General features: G+C 62.3%; 19 protein-coding genes. 4 read left to right on the top strand and 15 right to left on the bottom strand.

Translation table 11 applies throughout. The annotated features are described in order from the left end of the window. Positions 1-25: 25 nt before the first annotated feature. The 11 genes from AC1MLZ_RS11305 to AC1MLZ_RS11255 all read right to left on the bottom strand — a co-directional run bounded on the left by AC1MLZ_RS11305 (position 26) and on the right by AC1MLZ_RS11255 (position 9004). Positions 26-556, bottom strand: coding sequence for a YajG family lipoprotein (locus tag AC1MLZ_RS11305; protein WP_480958544.1), 531 nt, complete (start codon positions 554-556; stop codon positions 26-28). A 228-nt stretch (positions 557-784) separates the two neighbouring features. Beyond that, positions 785-1837: a DUF7694 domain-containing protein gene (locus AC1MLZ_RS11300; protein ID WP_480958543.1), complete on the bottom strand. Its 1053-nt coding sequence runs from the start codon at positions 1835-1837 to the stop codon at positions 785-787. A gap of 4 nt (positions 1838-1841) precedes the next feature. Then, entirely contained in the window at positions 1842-2525 is a 684-nt protein-coding gene (locus AC1MLZ_RS11295; protein ID WP_480958542.1) for a hypothetical protein, read from the bottom strand. Between the two features lie 2 nt (positions 2526-2527). After that, positions 2528-3067, bottom strand: a complete 540-nt coding sequence (locus AC1MLZ_RS11290) for a hypothetical protein (protein ID WP_480958541.1) — start codon at positions 3065-3067, stop codon at positions 2528-2530. Positions 3068-3071: 4 nt separating this feature from the next. Beyond that, entirely contained in the window at positions 3072-3464 is a 393-nt protein-coding gene (locus AC1MLZ_RS11285) for a hypothetical protein (RefSeq protein ID WP_480958540.1), read from the bottom strand. Then, positions 3461-4930, bottom strand: a complete 1470-nt coding sequence (locus tag AC1MLZ_RS11280; protein WP_480958539.1) for a hypothetical protein — start codon at positions 4928-4930, stop codon at positions 3461-3463. The genes AC1MLZ_RS11285 and AC1MLZ_RS11280 overlap by 4 nt, the downstream gene beginning before the upstream one ends. Then, positions 4927-5322 carry a hypothetical protein gene (locus AC1MLZ_RS11275; RefSeq protein ID WP_480958538.1) on the bottom strand — a complete coding sequence of 132 codons (396 nt, stop codon included), beginning with the start codon at positions 5320-5322 and terminating at the stop codon, positions 4927-4929. The genes AC1MLZ_RS11280 and AC1MLZ_RS11275 overlap by 4 nt, the downstream gene beginning before the upstream one ends. Positions 5323-5620: 298 nt before the next feature. Next, entirely contained in the window at positions 5621-6997 is a 1377-nt protein-coding gene (locus AC1MLZ_RS11270; RefSeq protein ID WP_480958537.1) for an AAA family ATPase, read from the bottom strand. After that, the gene (locus tag AC1MLZ_RS11265) at positions 6994-7335 is read right to left on the bottom strand and encodes a hypothetical protein (RefSeq protein ID WP_480958536.1); all 342 of its coding nucleotides are present in this window, start codon (positions 7333-7335) and stop codon (positions 6994-6996) included. The genes AC1MLZ_RS11270 and AC1MLZ_RS11265 overlap by 4 nt, the downstream gene beginning before the upstream one ends. A 179-nt stretch (positions 7336-7514) precedes the next feature. Further along, a complete protein-coding gene (locus tag AC1MLZ_RS11260) occupies positions 7515-7706 on the bottom strand; it encodes a helix-turn-helix domain-containing protein (protein ID WP_480958535.1) in 192 nt (63 codons plus the stop codon). A 98-nt stretch (positions 7707-7804) separates the two neighbouring features. Next, positions 7805-9004 carry a tyrosine-type recombinase/integrase gene (locus AC1MLZ_RS11255; RefSeq protein ID WP_480958534.1) on the bottom strand — a complete coding sequence of 400 codons (1200 nt, stop codon included), beginning with the start codon at positions 9002-9004 and terminating at the stop codon, positions 7805-7807. A 527-nt stretch (positions 9005-9531) separates the two neighbouring features. Here AC1MLZ_RS11255 and AC1MLZ_RS11250 point away from each other — a divergent pair. From AC1MLZ_RS11250 to AC1MLZ_RS11240, 3 genes are all read left to right on the top strand, one after another. Beyond that, positions 9532-9768 carry a hypothetical protein gene (locus AC1MLZ_RS11250; RefSeq protein ID WP_480958533.1) on the top strand — a complete coding sequence of 79 codons (237 nt, stop codon included), beginning with the start codon at positions 9532-9534 and terminating at the stop codon, positions 9766-9768. A 71-nt stretch (positions 9769-9839) separates the two neighbouring features. Beyond that, positions 9840-10382: a GDSL-type esterase/lipase family protein gene (locus AC1MLZ_RS11245; RefSeq protein WP_480958532.1), complete on the top strand. Its 543-nt coding sequence runs from the start codon at positions 9840-9842 to the stop codon at positions 10380-10382. Between the two features lie 61 nt (positions 10383-10443). Beyond that, on the top strand, positions 10444-11070 hold the full coding sequence (locus AC1MLZ_RS11240) for a TIGR02594 family protein (RefSeq protein WP_480958531.1): 627 nt from the start codon (positions 10444-10446) through the stop codon (positions 11068-11070). Here AC1MLZ_RS11240 and AC1MLZ_RS11235 read toward each other — a convergent pair. The 3 genes from AC1MLZ_RS11235 to AC1MLZ_RS11225 form a co-directional block, all read right to left on the bottom strand. Next, positions 11024-12058, bottom strand: coding sequence for a potassium channel family protein (locus tag AC1MLZ_RS11235; protein ID WP_480961530.1), 1035 nt, complete (start codon positions 12056-12058; stop codon positions 11024-11026). The genes AC1MLZ_RS11240 and AC1MLZ_RS11235 overlap by 47 nt on opposite strands. Before the next feature lie 119 nt (positions 12059-12177). Further along, positions 12178-12396, bottom strand: coding sequence for a hypothetical protein (locus AC1MLZ_RS11230; protein WP_480958530.1), 219 nt, complete (start codon positions 12394-12396; stop codon positions 12178-12180). A 984-nt stretch (positions 12397-13380) separates the two neighbouring features. Continuing rightward, positions 13381-14268: an AraC family transcriptional regulator gene (locus AC1MLZ_RS11225; RefSeq protein ID WP_480958529.1), complete on the bottom strand. Its 888-nt coding sequence runs from the start codon at positions 14266-14268 to the stop codon at positions 13381-13383. Between the two features lie 173 nt (positions 14269-14441). On the opposite strand from AC1MLZ_RS11225, the gene AC1MLZ_RS11220 reads away from it, so the two are divergent. Continuing rightward, a complete protein-coding gene (locus AC1MLZ_RS11220) occupies positions 14442-15431 on the top strand; it encodes a saccharopine dehydrogenase NADP-binding domain-containing protein (protein ID WP_480958528.1) in 990 nt (329 codons plus the stop codon). Between the two features lie 47 nt (positions 15432-15478). On the opposite strand, the gene AC1MLZ_RS11215 is transcribed toward AC1MLZ_RS11220, so the two are convergent. Continuing rightward, positions 15479-16372, bottom strand: a complete 894-nt coding sequence (locus AC1MLZ_RS11215; RefSeq protein WP_480958527.1) for an AraC family transcriptional regulator — start codon at positions 16370-16372, stop codon at positions 15479-15481. Positions 16373-16465: the final 93 nt, after the last annotated feature.

Genomic DNA, 16465 nt, shown 5'->3' with positions numbered 1-16465 from the left:
CAACGGTGGAGAAGGGGTCGCCTCGTTACCGTACTGGCAGCTCGGCTACAACAATCTGCTTTAGAAATTCCTCGATGTTCGCCTGAACGGACCTGCTCGCAGACTTGCGAGCCCTGTTTGCGCCGAAATAATCCGAGGCTTTTCCGTCTGTCGTCACGTCAGTCTTGAACACGGTAGCGCCGCTGTTCCGGTCGACAAGCTCGTACCGGGCCGTCGTGCGTGCGCCATAGCCAAGCCCTCGCGAGTCGAGCTCCAATATCTTGACTATGAGGGAAACCTTCCGGGTGGAGTCATCCCGAAACAACGCCATTCGCACGAGCGAGTCATCCAGGGTGCTTTTCCAAAGAGACGCTACGTCTGCCTCCGCTCCGGCAGTATTCATTTTGCCGACAGCCTCGTCCTTCGAAGCGACCGTCACGTTCGTTGATAGAAGGGCTGCGTCGAGCCGCTTGGTGCTTGGCGCAACATTCGCTGGCGAGAAGTTCAACGGTGCCACCGAACAAGCCGACAACAGAATAGCAGGCACAATCACCGCACAAAGCGCGTGAAACTTCATAGATCCCCCTTTATTATCTTGCTGATATCAGCGGGGGCGTCGGTCGCATAACTCCCGAGGCTATGCAATCGCTCGATCTCCTCAGATTTGAGGGGGTCGGTCCAAATCTGGACACACCCCCCATTGGGGGTTGAAGAAAGGTGCGAGGCCGGGAAGGGACAAGTCTCCCCGGCCTCTAGCGCAGCAAGGTTTCCCGACCCTGCCACGCATCTCGTCGTCAGCCCGACGCTATTCGTCGGGCTGCGCTATGTTGAAACACGCAATCGTCCGATCGCCGGTGCTACGGTTCCGAGCGAAATGCCGGACGCTGTTAGTGCCGCGGATTTGCCAGAGGTCGCCAGGGCGATGCTCGATCATCTCGTCGCCTATCCAAAACTCGCAACCGGGCTCCGCTGAGATGACGAGGTGCATTCGCATCGGCAATTGCACCTGCTGAGGCTGTTGCGGATCCACATGCGGCGGGATCTCGTCACCCGGTGCCATCCGGAGCAGGTTGAGCACTTCGATGCGAGGGCGTCCAATATACGGCTCCACGCAATCTAGGATTTGCTCGACCAGACCGCCCGCAACGTCGACGCCCGTCCGCTCTTCGATTGTCGAATTGACCACATGATAGCCGCCACTGGACATCCGATATCCGCCCGTCGCGTCGCGGCTGTCGCTCAGCACCTTCAACAGAGACACATCGAGCCCGCTTGCGATCAGTCGGCAGTACGCCGCGTCCTTCGGCGGGGCGGTCTTTGGCCTGACGAAGCGCGTGGAGACGGCAGCTTGGCCGTCCGCCGTCGCCGCGCGGCCACCGGGCAAGCCGAAATGCAGCGACCAACCTAGCGGCACCCACAGGTGATAGGAATTCTCGCCGTCTTTTAGGCGGCTTTCCATCGGGTATATCTCGACGGCCTCGAACTCAGGCCCAACCAGCTCGCTCTTGATCGCCTGGAGCGTCTGCCAGTGGTCGGGCAGGATGCCGCCATCATGCCGGTATATCCGCAACCACAGCACTGCCGGCGCGTCGGGTCTGGTGAACCCCACTGCGGCGGCCGGCGTTACCTGCACCAGATATTCCGCGTTCCGCCACCAGCACGCGCCGATGCTGCTCATGTGCCGATGATATACCCCGGCTTGATACCCGGCGTCACGCTCGTCGACGGCGCCACTCGACCGCGCGGCTATATCCGCGCCCACAGCCGCACGATCGACCACCGGCTCTTCGATACGCTCGAAGCTACCGATCCGGTTGGGGCCGTTCGGCTGGATGACTAGCGGAGAGGCAACGGCCATAGGTTCAATCCAGTATCTGGGGAGCGTCGGGAACGCCCAGGCCAAGGGTATGCGCGGCTGAAACGGCGGCGCTGTGAAGGGTTGCGGCGTGATCGCGGAGCATCCGGCTACGGCCGACTGCCTTCTCGTCCTCAATGCGCTGGTTGTGGCGCGCAACGGCTTCGGCAAGGCCGGTGATTTCCTCGACATAGCCGGGGACAGTCGTGCGGTATTCCTCCAGCGCGCGGCGAGCTTCCGACTTCTTCCACTCGATCGCGGCGTCGGCATCGCGGACGACTGCCGCCTCGAGCTTGCGAAGGTAGGCGCGAAGGTGGCAGGCCTCGACCATCAAGTCGGCGTCGTCTTCCGCCATCCTGCCGAGCGGGGCGAGATTGACGATCCCGAGGTGATGCCAATGCGAACCGATGCGCTTGAACGTGCGGCCGAACTCAGCGACACGCTCGTCATCGGTGGGAGCGCGCAGCGAAGGTGAGCCACGGTTCAGGCGCAGGCCGATGGCCTCCAGACGGGCTTCCGCGCCAGCCTTGCCGCGCTGACCGTCATAGCCTTGGTTCGGGCCAAGGACCGGCCAGTCGGGACAATCGCCCTTCGGCCAAAAGTCCTTCGGGTCGAGGATGCTGGTGCGGTCGGGCATGGCGGCGCGGGCGGCGGTGCGATCCGGGCCGGGAATGATGTTCTGATGCAACATGGTCATGCTCCAGGCAGGGCGCGGACGTGCTGATAGATGCCCGTCGTGTTGTTGAAGGATTCGTCGGCGATCATGATGGCGCGCTGTCCAGCCGTCGCGGGGACGAACCGGCCGTTAGCGTCCGTCGTCAGGCCAGCGCCCTTGACGATGTTAGCGCCCATCGCGACCAGCACGTTTAGGGCGCGTCCCTGCTGCCAGAATAGGGCAGTGACAGTGTCGAGACCCGGCCAAGGCTCTAAGACGTCCCCAAAGTTGAGGGTGTTGACGTCCGCGATGTAGATCGGGCCGGCTTGGTTCACGCCAGCGCGCGCGAAGGTGCGAGACGGTCCACCGTGGACGATTTGCGCAGACGCGGGAATCCATTGGGTGTCTGTAGGCAGCACGTCCGGGCCGAGAATGAGAGCCGATCCCGGAACTATGCCAAAGACAAACTGGCGGTCGCCCGCCGCATTCGGCGTGGGTTGCCGAACGGGTAGGCTCTCTGTCCACGCCTGAGGGCCGTCAATGAACTGGTCCGCGAGGATGCGACGATAGCGCGCCATGATCTCAGTCCCCCTTGGGTGCGAGGTAGGCGCGATGATCGGGAGCGAGCGCGAGCGGCTTGCGGCCCGGTGCCTGCGCGTTGCGGACGGTTGCCGGGGTCGGGGTGCGCGGCGGCGCCACCAGCTCGTCGTCATCGCGCGGTGCGAGATAGCCCCGATTGTCGCGAGCGTTGACGATCGGCCCGCCCTTCACGTTGGCGACGGCCTCGCTAAGCATCCCGGTGATCTTCTCGGGCGAGGCCACCGTGTCGAAGTCATCGATCAAGGCATTGACCGCCAGCACGAGAGTATTGAACTCCGCGCGCGTGACAGGCCCCTGCACGTTGACGATCGGCTGCTTAGGCGGCTGCGGCTTTGCAGAGCGGGCGTTGAGGAAGCTTTGCAGTATGTTCGTCATGGCATGTAACTCCGCTGCGTTGTCTTGGGGGTGCCGGGTTTCAGTTGAGTAACGCCCATGATCCATCCCCGTATTGGGGCCGGCTTGGCGTTCGCTATTGCTCCAGCTAGCGCGTTGGCAATATCGTCATGTCCGCCTGGCGCGTGGTCGATACTGTCACGGCCTCCGCGCGCGGTGCGGCGTTCCAGTCCAACGATCTGCGAAACGGCCTTGTCATCGTCCAGTAGGACAACGCGCCCACTATTCAGGACCGGCAGCATGGCTTGATAAAGCGCGGAACGATGCTTGTCGGATAGCTCATAGGTGATGCCGTGCTTACGAAACTGCTCGCGCGGCCAATCACCCCCGTATCCATCGCCCGTTACTTCAGTGATGCCGTATAGCACCAGCAATTCACAGAACTCTTGCACGACGCCTTCGGGCGAGAACGGCGGCTTAACTTCGCGGGTGGCGTCGATAACTATCAGACCATCGTCGTCCGTGCCTTCGTGATGGCTTATAGCGAGGGTAAACGAATCCATACTCCCGCCGCTCGGGTCAACAAACGCGCTGTAGCTGGTGCCGGTGCGCGGCGCGCGCTCGTAAACGCCATTGGCAACGCACGCCTCGACCACCTCGATCGACACGAACGCCTCCACGTCGGTTCTGAACTCCGCGCCATACTCAGCGCCGGCCGATGCAGGGTCATCCCGGAAGGCGTCGGTTAGGAACTCGCCGTCACGTTTGATCGTCGGGTTCATGCGCCACGTCGGAGCCTTCACCACCAGCGTCTTACCCGGCTTGCCGTAATGCCGCTTGTGCTTGGTCCACAGCAGGCCGCGCCGTGCGTAGGGGCTGGAGATACCGATCAGCATCGCGCCGGGGATCGTCACCATTGCAGGCTTCACCGCGTCGTAGACCGCCTGGTCGGGGTTCGCGCTCTTGTCCGACGCCCAGAACGCCACTTCGTCAAAGACCGCCCCAACGAGGGTGCGACCACGGCTAGAGCGCAAGTCGTTCGTGGTGATCTCGATCGCGAGGCCGTTGGTTAGCTCCAGCCCTTCCGCGGTCGAGTTAGCGACCATCTGCGCAAGCAAGGGTTGCTCAAAGTAGGCGCGGAGATAGCCCAGGCATACCTTGGCCTGCTTGCGGTCAACGGCGATGAGCTGCACGACGCCCGTCTCGCCCTTTGCCAAGCGGTCGAGGAAGCCCATCTGCTCAGCGCCGAACGTGGCGAGCCATGCCGCCAACGCTGCGGCCTTCACGTCCTTGCCCGACCGCCTGCCACAGATGAACCACGCTTCCGTTGACGGCTCGGTCGGGGCTTCCGTGCGGCCGGTGATCTCGGTGAAGATGGCTAGCTCGTCGGCGTCCAACGGCTCCCCGAACATGGCCTTGTCGACCACACGCCACACTTCCCAGGTATCGCCCTTGAACCAGTCCCCGAATAGCTCAGGGTCGCGGCAGGCTTCCGAGAAGCTAATCATGCGCTTGCCCTCTCTGCCGCGCGTCGGGCTGCATACTCGGCAATGGTGGGCGTGACGTTGCGCGCCTTACGCTCCAACCCAAGGGACTCTAGGAGCCGTCGCAGGGTGTTGCTGGCAGTGGTGTAGGCTTTGACGTCGATCGGCGTCCCTAGCCCCGCTGCTGCGTCCTGCTGCTCGCACCAGATGGCGAGCATAGCGGCGCGGCGTGCGATCTGCTGCTTAGCCTCGCTAACATCGCCTCCCATGTCCGCTACCAGCGTGGCTAGGATCTCACGGTAACGGCGGAACTCGATCGACCGGCCATCAGGTGCCTGCAACACAGCGCTACCATTGCCAACGCGGGTGCGGGCTTGGGGCTTGAGCGTTGCAACCTGAGGGCTTGGGGTGGTCATTCTTGATGCCTAATGTGGGAGCTAACTGGTACACGAAACAATATTGCGCGGGGAATAGCAAGGAAAACCGTATGTTTCGGCCTGTTACATGGCTTCCGACGTAGGATTATAACCACGCTCGACAGGGGCAGAGAAAAAGACGGCGGGACTGGCTTTGCGACCGGCTGACTTTTGAGCCCGTCTAACCTCCTCAAATCTGAGGGGATCGAATCTCGACTGTAGCAGCACCCGCTACACCACCACCCTTACAGGGGGGTGGGTGTAGCGTAGCAGCCAGCCGCAACACTGCTACACCGTGCTACGCTACACCTGCGCTAGGTGTAGCAGACGCCTCATCTGCCCATTGATCCACCACCAGATACTTCTTCACCTGGCGGTTGCCGTCCTTGCGTTCCTCGACCTTGAACCGCTTGTTATCCACCCACTGCTTGAGCAACGTGATGATGCGCGCCCGGTCGATCTTCTTCCCCGGATCGAGGTCCATGACGTCAGCAACGGCGATGCCTGCCCAGTCGGACGCGCTATGGTGAGCCTTCCACGTCCCCGCATTGATCGCGGCTTGCACAAGGCTCAGGTGATCCAGCGTAACCCCCTCGAAAGCATCGGGAGGGATCCACGGAACGACCACGCCGACGCTATCAGGCTCGCCCCCGTCGCCATTGCAGAGCGAGACGGAATGAAGGTGGAACCAGTCGCATTTGTCGGACGGCGGCGCGCGGTTGTTCTTGTCGTCGTAGGTCCGGAAGTAGCGGCGGCGTTTCTCGCCCTCGACCCCGAACTTCGTAGCCTCGTCCTCAGACATGCGGTTAATCGTCAGCACCGAACGGCAGGCATCGGTCAGTGATACTGCACCACGCGAAGAGAAGACGCTTACATCGCCTGCGCTGGCCTTGTTGATGTGGTGCGCGAGCGAGACGGCGGCGCGGCTATATTGTGCCACGTCCACGAACTTCTTTACGATCGCGTCCACCTGCCCGTTGTCGTTCTCGTTGGCGCGGTGTGCCGACACGAACGGGTCGATCTGCAGGACGTCTATCTCGCACTCGACCAGCTCGTGCTTGAGCATGTCGGCTAGCGTCTCGTTAAGCTGGAACCCGTTCGGGCCTTCGGACGCCATCTTCATGATTGCGGACGTCTCGATCGTGTCGATCATCAGGCGCCCGCCCATGTCGGCCTCAGTGATACCCCAGTGAATGCACCCTGCCTGGACCATGCGCGCGAGCTCGTCGGCGTCATCCTCAAGGTTCCAGATCCACACCCGCTTAGGACCGCCTACCACCTGCTTGCCCAGCAACGGGCGACCCGTCACCAGCGCGAGGGCACGGCCTACCGTCAGCATGGTCTTCCCGGCCGATCCTGGCGCGATCATGGCGCTAACCGTCCCGCGTTGTAGCTCGCGCCCATAGACGTACTCGCGCCGCGGGATGCTCTGTGGTGCGCGCCATGTGTAAGGCGTGCTTAGCCGATGCCCGTTAGCCTCGACGTAGGTGTCTAGGGCTTCCCGGTATTCGCTCGATGACGTGTCGAGGCGGCTAAGACGTCCGATGACTGATCGCGCATAGTCGGGCTCGCTACCGCGGGCGGCGTCCTCCCCATATTTGGGGGCGTCGAACGGCACGCCACTAGGCTCGCGCTCCCAGTTGCCGCTAAAGTCGTGCGCCTCGGCGGTGTTCATGCCTGTCCCCGATGTAGCTGCTCGGCGGCGAAGATCAGAGAATCTACCGCCGATGATACGAAGGCCAGCGTTCGGGTCGACGCTCCGGACAATGCAGCAAGCGCTGCTAGCCGGTTGGCTTCCGCAAGGGTGTTGATTGCCTCAGGGCAACAACGGTGAAGTGCCGCGCCTGCTCGATCGCGTTGCGCCATCAGGCGAACTCGGATGTCCATCGTAAATGGGTCCATGTTCGGGAAATGGATGCTGGCGGCGGCACGGTAGGCCGCTTCGAGCTGGTTAGGTGGCGTGGCGTCGTTGGCGGGCCGGGGATGATCCCGACGCTGTGCAAGCGCGGTCATTGCCGCACCTGCAATAGATCGCATCCGCGAAGCCAATGGCGCGCAATGATCGGGATTACCTCAAATTGAGGAAATTGCGCGATCGGACCGCCTGTGCTAGAAACGTCGATGTCTACCGCCAAGTGACATGCGACGCTCTCAGCCCTCAGGCTGGGGGCGTTTCGTTTATCGGGCATCGCTTAGACGCCACTGACCAGAGCCCGCAGCGCATTCGCCGGGATCAGGTTTCGTCCCCCGACCCGCACACGCTTCAAAGTGCCATCGTTGATCCGGTTGTAAACCGACCGTTCGCTAATCCCTAGCGCGCGTGCCGCGTCGGTCACGGTGTAGGCCAAACGCTCCACCGCCTCGCTCTTTGCAGATACTTGCATCGGTTGTTTCCCGTCACTGGTTGCGGACACACTCTATGCCTAAAATTCAATCCTACGCAACATTATTGCGCACGAAAGTTGCGGAGTGTGCTTTTTTTCTATCGTCCAGATGCGGAAGTGAGTTCGATTACATTACTCAGCGAGCCCGATAGGGAGGGCGCGGCGAACCTCGACCATGCATCCATGAGGGTGCGGCGCATGTCGCGGAGGTCGCTGCGGAGATAGGCCTGCTCGGTCTTCGTGCCGACGCTATGCGCGAGCGCCATTTCGGCCACCATTGCGGGGACGGTCGGCATCCGCTCCGCCGCCCAGTCACGGAACGCCGAACGGAAGCCATGCACGGTCTCGAGTCGTCCCGCCGCGCGCATAACCTTCGTCAACGTCATGTCGGAAAGCTGGGAGCCCGCGCGACTGCCGGGGAAGATCAGGCCTGTTGCGCCCGACAAGGCCTTGGCGCGCTCAATGATGGATAGGGCCGCGTCATTGAGGGTGACGGTGTGCTTGATCCCGCCCTTCATCAGGTCGGCCGGACGGTTCCAGGCGCGGCCCTCGACGTCGATATGCTCCCATCGCGCGGATCTCACTTCGCCGCTTCGTGCTGCGGTGACGATCGTAAAGAGCAACGCCAGCCGTCCTGCGGTGTCTTCCTTCGCGAGCTGGTCGGATACAAAGCCGGACGCGTCCACGAACGGCATAGCGGAGAAGTTGCCGCCCTTGGGCTGGCGAGCGAGGCCGTTGGTGATCTCGCGGGGTGCCGGCGTTGCCTCGGTGCGCCATCCCTTCGACTTCGCGAAGTCGAGGACCTGCCCGATCCGAACGCGGACCTTGCGCGCTATCTGCGGCTTGTCGGTCCAGATAGGGGAGAGGGCTAGGATGATGTCGCTCGCGGCAATCTGGTCGACCCGTCTGCCCCCAATTTTGGGGACGGCATGCTCGGTGAGGGACGCGAGGAAGGCCGCGCCGTGCTTATCGGCCCAGCCTTTCGATAGCTCTGCGTGGGCCGACGCCGCGGCTTCCTTGAACGTCGGGATGACGACCTTTTCGCGGTCGCGTTCCTCGCGGGCGTTCTTCCCCTGGCGCGCGAGCTTGCGCAGGAAGTGGGCCTTCTCGCGTGCTTCGGTAAGCGATAAATCAGCAGGGTATCCCCCGAGCCCGATGTCTTCTCGTGTGCCCTGAAACTGCACCCGCAAAACCCACGACTTCGCGCCGCTCGGCTTCACACGAAGGTAGAGCCCGGCGCCGTCGCCATGAATACCGGGCTTAGCGTTCTTTGCCCTGAGGTCGGTTAGCTTGCCCATGCGCCATGATCCTACGGTGTACCAGTTGGTTCCCACACTTTTGCGCTTCAACGGGGTGCAAGTCAATGCGGCGGGTTGCAAGCCGTTGCGGGGCGATAGGGCCGTATCCCGCCGAGAAGCTGGGGTTTTTATGCGAGCCGTTGCCCTAGTCTGCAAGCCGTTGCGGGTCGCATAATAATCCTCACGGGGCATCCAGCGCTTTATCCTTTGGCAGTATGATAGCTCCGCGGACGCACGATGTTGCGCCTCCCTAGCGGCTTCTTTTGCCACGCCTTTGCTCACACTTCTCAGCTTTCGAAAACGGAAAGTAAGTCGTGCAACTCAGGCCACCATCCCCGACGCCCACGTTAAATCGAGATGATCCAAACCACCGTATCGGTTGACCTCCGACGCTGACGGGCGACTGTTAGCAGCTACCCGCACTCGTCGTAGCGGTGCTTTCACACCCGTTCATGCAGCCGACCAATCCTGACCGACGTCGCGCCAGATAACCCGCCTTCCGCGACGAGTTCTTCGGCCCCGTCGCGATGGTGTTCCGCGTCGAGGACGAGGCGGCGGCGTTCGCGCTCGCCGGCGATTCCGACTTCGGCCTCGGTGGGTCGGTCTGGACGCGCCAGCATCTCATCCATCTCAATGGTGTTGGCAAACGGTCGTCTAGAAATGTAAAATGCGTGTCGGCCGTAAAGAATACGCTCATGAGAGCCGCAACGTCCGTTTGTCTGTCACGCGGACGAGCGAGCACCAGTGCCGAAGGTTCGCCGTGATGGTGACTGGACGCCTTACATTGCGTCGAACGTGAACTATCTCGCAGCAGCGCATGACAACCGACCGACCTTTGATCCTCGCGATAGGCGACAGCCTGATCGCCGGTTACGGCCTACCAGCCGCCGATAGCTTTCCAGCACAGCTGCAGGCATCGTTGCAGAAGCAATTTCCTGACGCGCGCGTGGTGAACGCCGGGGCGTCGGGCGATACCACCGCTGACGTCCTGCGACGCTTGCCCCGCCTGCTGTCCGCCCTCGACCAGCGCCCCGTACTCGCCATCGTTCAGGTGGGACCGAACGATGTCCTGCGGCAGGTTCCGGCGGCTCGTACGCGAGCGCAACTCGAAGGGATCCTGCTGAGTTTGGCTAGCTGCGGCATTCCCGTCTTGCTGACGACCGTCGATCCCCCGGCGTTCATCCGTGATCGGGCCGCTGCGTATCTGGGCATTCACGCGGAGTTGGCCGCCGAACACGGCGCGACAGTCTGGCCATTCTTTCCGGCCGGCGTGTTGGGACACGCTGACATGGTGCTGGTGGATCGGGTGCATCCCAACGCGAAGGCTATCGCAGCGGTGGTCGCGGCGATGCTGCCGACGGTGGAGAGGATGCTGTAGTGCCCGCATTTGAGCGCAACCGCAGACGTTTTCGCATGTCAGCCCCAAAGCCGAGTGGATTATGGTGACGGAGCCGAAGTGGTTGAGAGCGGCGCGAGCAAAGCTCGGCACGAAAGAAGCTGCCGGATCAGCCAATAGCGCGACGATCCTGGGTTGGGCAAAGCGGCTTGGAACGAAGGTGCTGGGCTTGGTCTACAACGCTGACAGCGTCCCGTGGTGCGGTGTGTTCGTTGCATACTGCCTTCAGGAGGACGGTATCGAGCCGGTCTTCATTGCGGTGCGGGCAACGTCATGGTCGACATGGGGATTGTCGTTGCGGCCGGAGCGGTTGGCGCCGGGCGCCGTGCTGGTGTTCGAGCGTCCTGGCGGCGGGCATGTCGGTTTCTATGTCGGCGAAGACACGACGGCGTACCATGTCCTTGGTGGCAATCAGGGCGACGCGGTGACCGTAGCCAGGATAGCGAAGGATCGCTGCATCGCACGTCGATGGCCAGCCGGCCGCCCCGTGATAGGCAAGCCGGTCCAGATGGCGGCAAAGAAGCCAATCTCTACTGACGAAGCCCGATGCACCACGCGCCGATCTCGCAGAGCACACGTTAGATCCGGATCTGCCGCCAAAGCCCGTATCGGCAAGCGGTTGCTCAAGTGCGGGGTTCGGCGTGAATACGCTGCACGGCCTCAACGATGAGATCGCCTGGTTCGAGTCGCTGCGTTTCTGCCTCCCAGAATCCAAAGCTCCGGTCGCCCCGGTAGATACGGTGGCCGAGACCGGTACGGATCTCCGACAATGGCATTCCTACCTCTGCCGCAGTTACCGCTCGTTCGTGCAAGACGACCTGTCCGTCTGCCGCGGCGAGGTCCGTCAGGTACGATGCGATATGCGCGCCATGGGTTGATCCTGCCAGAAGGACACCGGCGAGGCTTGCGGGATTGATCACGGTATCGGCCCCGGCCTGCCGCGCAATCGCTTCGTTGTCATGCGATCTTATAACGACGCTTATGGGTACGCGCGGCGCCAAGCCACGCGCGGTCAGGACGATGAGGATTGATGTGTCGTCCCGCCCGGCCGCGACGATCATGGCACGCGCACGCGCGAGTTGTGCTGCTTCCAGCGCCGCATTGCGCGTCGCATCGCCGTGCATCACGGTCGCTCCCCGCGCTTCAGCAGCGTCGAGCGCGACAGTCCGATCGTCGATGACCACGATTGTCTCGGGATCCGCACCTCGCTTGACGAGCTCATCGACTGCTTCGGCGCCGCTCGTTCCATACCCGGCGACCACGACATGACCGTGAAGGTGACGCTGGATAACGGTCATGCGCCACTTGTCCCAGACACGTTTGAGCAAAAAGTCATACGCGGTTCCCAGAAAGATGATCCAGACGAAGAGCCTGACCGGCGTGACGACGAAGGTGTCGAACATGCGTGCCTGCGTCGTCACCGGTACGATGTCGCCATAGCCGACGGTGGTAACCGTGATCATGGTGAAGTAGAGTACGTCGAGGAAACTGATCGCGCCGTCGATGTTATCGCGCAGGCCATCGCGGTCGAACCAGTGGCCGAACAGCGCAATAGCTATGAGCGCGCCGGCAAGCCCCACCCGCCATAGCAGCCTGAGCCAAACCGGCGTTCTGCCGCGCCGTCTCAGGGTAAAGCTGCGTCGATGCGAACGGGTCATGACTTTGTCTACGCAGGGTTCCGACCGACCGGAAGGGCTGCCGATCATGTTTAGGCGTCGTGCGTTCGCGCGCAGGGCCGATAGGTCAACCGTGTATGAGCGCCCGACGTCGTGTCGGCCTACCGGACACCGAACCCCGCGGTGCTGTTTGCGCCATCGTCGGTTCGCTCGCGACCAGCCAGGACGTTCTCGAGTTCAGCCAATGAATGCGGCACGTCGAGGTGCTGCGCGCCAATGAACAAGCGTGAGCCATCACCTTCGGGTACCGCATGGGTCAGCTTGTCGATATCTACCAGCGCCTTGCCGTGCGGCAGTATCTCGATCTGAACAAATCGCATGTCATTTCCCATTTCGCGTCTGACGGCTGGATTGCCACGCGGTCGATAACGAACCGCTGCGCCCTGAGGGTGCGCCCGACACCGCGCTTCATCTGGACGGGTGGCTGATGCAAGCCGCTAAAATCAGTCTACGAGCGAGATCAATGAATGGCCGAAGTTGGGAAGCGGATAGGGCGGTCTGAATGTCTGCAAGTGGGTCTGGCCGGAAGCCTTGGGGCAGGGATGCGTTCGCCCGCTTGTGGTCATCTTCTCAGAAGCGGACATTGTGGTCTCGAACCTGCAGTGTAGTTTGAGCAAATGATTGCGCGAAAAAGCCCTACGAAACGCGATGCCCTTTGGAAGCGGTATTGGTCGATCAAAGACCTGCATGGATGCGGCTTGTATGAGCCTATTCTATGGCACCTAGCCTTGGATGGCGACTTCTCGGCGATGGTTACGCTGGCTGATACCTTCCCGATCGAGGGGCGAGTTGCGGATCGGTTCAGTAGGGCTGGCCTGTATTATCGAGCGCATAGGGGCGGCTATGAGTATGCCGCACAACACCTCGCTATGGACGCTTTCAATCGAGGCGATCTTAAATCCTATCAATATTGGTTGCGACGTGCGGTTCGGTTCGATCCTGATCATCTAAAACAGCTCAAACGATTTGAAACGCGGCTACCTCACCGCACCGCTCGTGAACGGGGGCGCGGCCGTCCTTACCGAGCATATGACTGACAAGCTTCCCAGAAGCGGACCGTCTGCTTTCTTTCCCAACCCGGACATTCCCAAAGTAGCATCGTTTTTGAGAAAGGCATCAGTGCTGCGCAATGTCGGCTACCGCCATCCGCCATTTCTCAGGGCGGTCAGTCGGCTTTCCTCCCCATCGCGACATTCGCAAGCGAGAAGCCGGGCGTTAAAATTGATCATATCGCGGAAATGAACCAGCATCCGAACTTGGGGAGGCGGGGGAGGGGCGTAAACGTCCGAAATTGGGTCGTGGCTCTAGATCGGCCGTAGCGCTCGCACGATCTGCCGTGTGTCCTTGGACGGCGGTAGTCCAAAGAAACGGGAGTATTCCCGGCTGAACTGCGTGGGGCTTTCGTAGCCGACCCCGAATGCCACCGACGTGGTATTGCCTTCGCCTGCGATCAGCATATTCCGCGCGTGCAGCAGTCTGACCCGTTTTTGATACTGTAGCGGGCTGAGCGCGGTCACCGCCTTGAAGTGGCGGTGGAAGGCCGAGATGCTCAGCGCCGCCATCGATGCCAGTGCCTCGACTCTCAGCGGCGTCGTGAAGTTCTCGCGGATCCAGCGGATGGTGACGCCGATCCGCGAGAGCGCGGTGCCGGGGGCGGCGATGTCGCGCAGCATCCAGCCCTGCGGCCCCTGAAGGACGCGGTAGAGGAGTTCGCGTTCGTAGGCGGGCGCGAGTGCGGGGATGTCGGTCGGCCGCTCCATCAGGCGCAGCATGCGGACCCACGCATCGAGCAGTTCGTCGGTGACGGGCGCAACGGAGAAGCCGGAACTGTAGAGTTCGCCGCCGGCCGGTTTGGGCAGGTCGACGAGCAGATTGGCTACGATGGCAGGCTCGAGCGTCAGGCTGACGGCGAGATAGGGATCGCCGGCGTCGTTCGGATGTACGGACCCGACCGCCGGAAGATCGACGGACATCACGAAATAAGTCGCCGGATCGTAGCGGAAGGTGCGCTCTCCCACCGTCATCGTCTTCGAGCCCGTCAGGATGACGTTGATCATCGGGCTGTAGACCGCGGCGAGCTTGTGTTCGGGGATTTCGCCTTGGACCATCGCAATCCTCGGAATACCGGTCGGGGTGGCGCGGTTCTGCGCGCGGGCGGCCAGTCGTCGCAGTTCTTCGAGGTTGGTGTTCATGCGCCGTCGTACTCGGTGCGCGCGTGCGGACCAAGCAACGAGCAGGATCAGGCAGGTTTCGAAGAGGATCGTGAAGGCAGGCGATGGAGTGCGGGCCTATCTGGGATGCAGGCCGCAGCGACCGAATATGATCAGAGCGCCGGCGGGTTCGCATAGAAACTGGAGTTGCCGACATGACGAAGCTGATGATCTACGGTGCCGCTGGGTACACCGGCCGAATGGTAGCTGCCAACGCGAAGAACGCTGGCGTGGACGTCGTGGTCGCCGGCCGCGAGCAGGACAAGGCAAAGTTCGTCGCGTTGGCTGCCGAACTGGGCGTGGAATACCGCCTCTTCGCGGTCGATGACGTCGCTGCGGCGCACGCAGCCCTCGACGGCGTTGGCGCGCTGCTGAACTGCGCGGGGCCGTTCATGCGGACTGCCGAGCCGCTGATGCTGGCGTGCATCGCCGCTGGCGTCCACTATCTCGACATCGCCGCGGAACTCGACAGCTACCAGCTTGCCGAAAAGCTCGACCAAGCCGCTACCGCCGCGGGCGTGATGCTCCTACCGGGCAGCGGTGGTAGTGTGGCGATGCTGGGTTCGCTGGCCGCGCATGCCGCCAAGCGTGTCACCAATCCCCGGAACGTCAGCATTGCCATGCACGTGGCGGGCGGATTTTCGCGCGGGTCGGCGGTCTCGGCCAGCGAAAATTTGAATACCCAGTTGCTTCACCGCGTCGATGGCGAACTGGTCAGCCGCAGCCCTGAGGACGTTCGTGATTTCGATTTCGGCAACGGGCCTGCGACGTCCTTCCCCGTGACGCTTCCCGATCTGATCACGATCTGGCGCGCTACGAATATCCCGAACATCGAGACGTTCGTGTACCTGACCGATACCGTCTTTCCGGAAGGTGCCCTGTCCGCGATGCCCGATGGCCCGACGCTTACCGAGCGCGAGGCCAGCCGCTATCATGCCGCTGTCGAGGTGACCGGCGCAGACGGCACGGTGGTTCGCTCGGTCCTCGAGACGGTCAACGGCTATACCTTCACGACGATCGCCGCGGCGGAGGCTGCTCGGCGGGTACTGAACGGCGAGTCACGTCCGGGCTTCCAGACGCCGGCGGGTCTGTTCGACGACGGCTTTGCGGAGACGATCGCCGATACCCGCATCGTCGATCTTTAATCGGTCTAGAGGTGGGGGGTGTTCCCCGCCCCCCCGCCGCATCACGATTACAATGCGGGGACCAGAGTTTCCTCGGCAGGTGCCGCTACCCTGAAGCGTGCGGCATCGCGCCCCGGCGGCATGCCGAACATCCGCGCATATTCGCGGCTGAACTGCGACGCGCTTTCATAGCCGACCGCATAGGCGATCTTCCCCACATCGTGCGTCTCGAACAGCAGCAGGCGCCGTGCCTTCAACAGGCGCATCCGCTTCTGATACTGGATCGGCGCCATCGACGTCACCGCCTTGAAGTGGCGGTAGAAGGCCGCGACGCTCATCCCCGTCAGCCCGGCAAGCGGTTCGGCAAGGATGGTGTCGGCGTAATTGTCGCGGATCCAGTCGATCGCGGGTCGCACCTGCGAAAGCCGGCTGTCGGCGCAGGCGACCTCGCGCAGCTTGTCGCCTTGCGGGCCGATCAACACGCGAAACAGGATCTCCCGCTCGATCATCGCGGCGAGGATCGGCGCCTCGTTGGGCCGGTCGATCAACCGCATCATGCGCAGCCACGCGTCGATCAATTCCGGGCTGGCGGGCGAAACCGCGAAGCCGGTCGGGTCCGGCGTGGTGCCCGCTCCGTGCATCTCCGCCATCAGATTGGCGATGATCGTCGGGTCTAGCTTCAGGCTGACCGCCAGATACGGGTCCGTACCATTCGACTGGACTTCGCCGGTCGCGGGCACGTGGACCGGCACGATGAAATAAGTCGCCTCGTCGAAATGCAGGTTTTGGTCACCGATCGACAGGCTCTTGGAGCCTTGCAAGACCAGATGCAGCATCGGCTCATACACCTGATCGGCGCACCCTTCGGACCTCACCATCGTTACGCGCGGAATACCCGTGTCCGTCCACCGGCTGCCGGCGCGCATCACGATGGCGCGCAACTCGTCCATTGCTGTTGTCATGCATCCCAGTTGGCCTGTCCGGGACGTGAAACAACCCGAGGTGAGAAGAATAGGCAGGAACGGGAGAATAACTGGCATGGGCCAAAGGCCATC

Source organism: Sphingomonas sp. PEI4, assembly GCF_056679955.1.
Note: the sequence above shows the minus strand (reverse complement) of the source record. Positions and strands in the feature narration are given on the sequence as shown.

Coding starts and splice junctions, on each gene's coding strand:
- AC1MLZ_RS11305 (WP_480958544.1), bottom strand. CDS start 556: ATGAAGTTTCACGCGCTTTGTGCGGTGATTGTGCCTGCTATTCTGTTG.
- AC1MLZ_RS11300 (WP_480958543.1), bottom strand. CDS start 1,837: ATGGCCGTTGCCTCTCCGCTAGTCATCCAGCCGAACGGCCCCAACCGG.
- AC1MLZ_RS11295 (WP_480958542.1), bottom strand. CDS start 2,525: ATGTTGCATCAGAACATCATTCCCGGCCCGGATCGCACCGCCGCCCGC.
- AC1MLZ_RS11290 (WP_480958541.1), bottom strand. CDS start 3,067: ATGGCGCGCTATCGTCGCATCCTCGCGGACCAGTTCATTGACGGCCCT.
- AC1MLZ_RS11285 (WP_480958540.1), bottom strand. CDS start 3,464: ATGACGAACATACTGCAAAGCTTCCTCAACGCCCGCTCTGCAAAGCCG.
- AC1MLZ_RS11280 (WP_480958539.1), bottom strand. CDS start 4,930: ATGATTAGCTTCTCGGAAGCCTGCCGCGACCCTGAGCTATTCGGGGAC.
- AC1MLZ_RS11275 (WP_480958538.1), bottom strand. CDS start 5,322: ATGACCACCCCAAGCCCTCAGGTTGCAACGCTCAAGCCCCAAGCCCGC.
- AC1MLZ_RS11270 (WP_480958537.1), bottom strand. CDS start 6,997: ATGAACACCGCCGAGGCGCACGACTTTAGCGGCAACTGGGAGCGCGAG.
- AC1MLZ_RS11265 (WP_480958536.1), bottom strand. CDS start 7,335: ATGACCGCGCTTGCACAGCGTCGGGATCATCCCCGGCCCGCCAACGAC.
- AC1MLZ_RS11260 (WP_480958535.1), bottom strand. CDS start 7,706: ATGCAAGTATCTGCAAAGAGCGAGGCGGTGGAGCGTTTGGCCTACACC.
- AC1MLZ_RS11255 (WP_480958534.1), bottom strand. CDS start 9,004: ATGGGCAAGCTAACCGACCTCAGGGCAAAGAACGCTAAGCCCGGTATT.
- AC1MLZ_RS11250 (WP_480958533.1), top strand. CDS start 9,532: ATGGTGTTCCGCGTCGAGGACGAGGCGGCGGCGTTCGCGCTCGCCGGC.
- AC1MLZ_RS11240 (WP_480958531.1), top strand. CDS start 10,444: ATGGTGACGGAGCCGAAGTGGTTGAGAGCGGCGCGAGCAAAGCTCGGC.
- AC1MLZ_RS11235 (WP_480961530.1), bottom strand. CDS start 12,058: ATGACCCGTTCGCATCGACGCAGCTTTACCCTGAGACGGCGCGGCAGA.
- AC1MLZ_RS11230 (WP_480958530.1), bottom strand. CDS start 12,396: ATGCGATTTGTTCAGATCGAGATACTGCCGCACGGCAAGGCGCTGGTA.
- AC1MLZ_RS11225 (WP_480958529.1), bottom strand. CDS start 14,268: ATGAACACCAACCTCGAAGAACTGCGACGACTGGCCGCCCGCGCGCAG.
- AC1MLZ_RS11220 (WP_480958528.1), top strand. CDS start 14,442: ATGACGAAGCTGATGATCTACGGTGCCGCTGGGTACACCGGCCGAATG.
- AC1MLZ_RS11215 (WP_480958527.1), bottom strand. CDS start 16,372: ATGACAACAGCAATGGACGAGTTGCGCGCCATCGTGATGCGCGCCGGC.